At 71.2% G+C, this 2,389-nt stretch carries 2 protein-coding genes; both read right to left on the bottom strand.

Annotated elements, in window-relative coordinates; genetic code table 11:
• On the bottom strand, positions 1-527 hold a 527-nt coding region (locus tag DQW06_RS01360; protein WP_117197816.1), incomplete at its 3' end, for an NB-ARC domain-containing protein.
• A 411-nt stretch (positions 528-938) separates the two neighbouring features.
• Positions 939-2,273 carry a histidine--tRNA ligase gene (gene hisS / locus DQW06_RS01355; protein ID WP_013154615.1) on the bottom strand — a complete coding sequence of 445 codons (1,335 nt, stop codon included), beginning with the start codon at positions 2,271-2,273 and terminating at the stop codon, positions 939-941.
• Between the last annotated feature and the right edge of the window lie 116 nt (positions 2,274-2,389).

Below are 2,389 nucleotides of genomic sequence, written 5' to 3'. Positions count from 1 at the left end.
GCGTAGGGGTCGGTGGGGGTGGGCCGCGCTGGCAGGGACAGCGGCGGCACCCGCCAGATGTTCTCCTCGGGAACGTGCAGGGGCTGGCGGCTGGTCACCAGGATGCGCACCCGGGGGCAGTCGCGCAGCACGGCCTGGCACAGCTGCGCCATCGGCCCCACGGCGTGCTCGCAGGTGTCCAGGAGCAGCAGCAGGTTGCGGGTGCGCAGCGAGGTGATGACGGCGTCCGTCATGGTGCGCGAGTCGTCCTGCACCGCCTGGAGGCTGCCCGCGACCGCGCGCAGCGCCTGGTCGTGGGTGGAGGCCTCGCTCAGGTCGACGAAGCGCACGCCGTCGGGGAACCGGCGCATGACGCGTTCGGCCAGGTGCAGGGCCAGGCGCGTCTTGCCGATACCGCCGGTACCGGTCAGCGTGACCATCCGGGCGGTGCCCAGGAGGCGGCCCAGGTCGACGATGTCGCGCTCGCGTCCGACGAAGCTGATGAACTCGCCGGCGGACAGGGGCAGGTTGTGGCGGGGAGGGGACATGGCCTCGATTACTGGGCAGTGCTTCTTTGGGGCTCCGCTCCGCTTCTCCCGCCCGTCATCCTCCACCACCCTCAACGGACGGCCTGCGGCCGCAGCCTTCCTGTGTTCAGGCGCCCCGAAGGCAGGAATCGGGTTGAAGCAAGCACAACGGCACCTCCGGTGAGACGGCTCGTTCCTCGCAGTCCCACCTCCGGCACCTCCAGAACCCCGCCGGCGCTTGAACGACAACCCCCAGGGGCTGAGCAAGCATCCACCGCGGGCCCCGGAAGGCCGCGCCGCCGCTGCGGGGGCGGCGCGGGGAACGCCGTTCCCAGTGTCGCACCCGCCGCCCCCGGTTGTCCTCCGAATGGCCGGTTCCGGCATGAGCGGACAGAAACCGCCCACGCCGGACGGGAAGGTGCTATGGAGCGGTTACTCCGCGCTTTCCGTGCCCTTCGGGGCCCAGGTGGCGGGGTCGGCCGGACCCTGCTCCCCCGACCCCATGTCCTTGACCTCGTGGCCGCCGTCCTCGCCGAAGGGCGGGAACCACACGAAGGGGATGCCCTTCTTGGCGGCGTACTGGATCTGCTTGCCGACCTTGGCGGTGGAGTGGAACACCTCGGTGTTGAACCCGCGCCCGCGCAGCAGCTCCCCGGTGAGCAGGGCCTCCCTGCGGCGCTCGGCGCCGGGCACCACGACCATCACGTCGGTGGGGCAGGCGCGCCCCTCCTCGATCCGGCCCTCGGCGACGAGCTTGGCGAAGATGCGGGTGAGGCCGATGGAGATGCCCACGCCCGGCAGCCGCCTGCGGATGAACTGCCCGGCCAGGTCGTCGTAGCGCCCGCCCGCGCAGATGCTCCCGTAGCCGGGGTCGTCGTCGAAGGAGGCCTCGTAGACCGTGCCCGTGTAGTAGTCCAGGCCGCGGGCGATGGACAGGTCGGCCACGACGCTGCCCTCGGGCAGGTCGGCCAGGTCCTCCAGCACGAAGGAGAGCTCCTCCAGCCCTTCGTCGAGCAGCTCGGAGGAGACTCCGAGCCCGCGGACCCGCTCGGCGACGCCGGTCCCGGCGCCCCGGACGCGGGCCAGCGCGAGGCAGGCGTCGGCCTGCTCGTCGGTCAGGCCGTCGGCCAGCAGGATCTGGCGCACGCCGTCGTCGCCGATCTTGTGCAGCTTGTCCACGGCGCGGATGACCGCGATCGGGTCCTTGATGCCCAGGCCCTCGTAGAAGCCCTGGAGGACCTTGCGGTTGTTGACGTTGAGCGTCCATGCGGGCAGGTCCAGCCCGCTGAGCACCCGGTGCACGATGCGCGGCAGCTCGGCGTCGAAGTGCAGCGGGACGGAGTCGACGTTGATGACGTCGATGTCGCACTGGGTGAACTCCCGGAAGCGCCCCTCCTGGGGGCGCTCGCCCCGCCACACGCGCTGCATCTGGTAGCGCTTGAAGGGGAAGGCCAGCTCGTTGAAGTGCTGGGCGACGTACCGGGCGAAGGGCACGGTGAGGTCGAAGTGCAGCCCGAGTCTGGCGTCGGAGTCGTCCTTGGCGTCGGCCTGGAGGCGGTGCAGGGTGTAGACCTCCTGGGAGGTCTCGCCCTTGGCCATCAGCACGTCGAGGTTCTCCACGGACGGCGTCTCCACCGACGCGAAGCCGAAGGACTCGAACCCGGCGCGGATATGGTCCAGCCAGCGCTGCTCCACGGCCCGGACCTGAGGGGACCACTCGGGGAAACCGCTGATGGGAGTGGGTCGGACGACGCGCTGATCGGACATGTGGGGTTCTCGGCTCACAGTTTCGTCTCGGCTTGCTGGCCCCGTCCGCGCCGCGGCGCGCGTGGGTACGCGCGGGTTCGCTCGACGGGCGGGGGAGGGCTGGCCCAGTCTACGGG

The sequence above is a fragment of the Nocardiopsis sp. TNDT3 genome, assembly GCF_003427465.1.
GTDB classification, from domain to species: domain Bacteria; phylum Actinomycetota; class Actinomycetes; order Streptosporangiales; family Streptosporangiaceae; genus Nocardiopsis; species Nocardiopsis dassonvillei.
The sequence above is the reverse complement of the archived record's forward strand: the minus strand, read 5'-3'. Positions and strand labels throughout refer to the sequence as shown.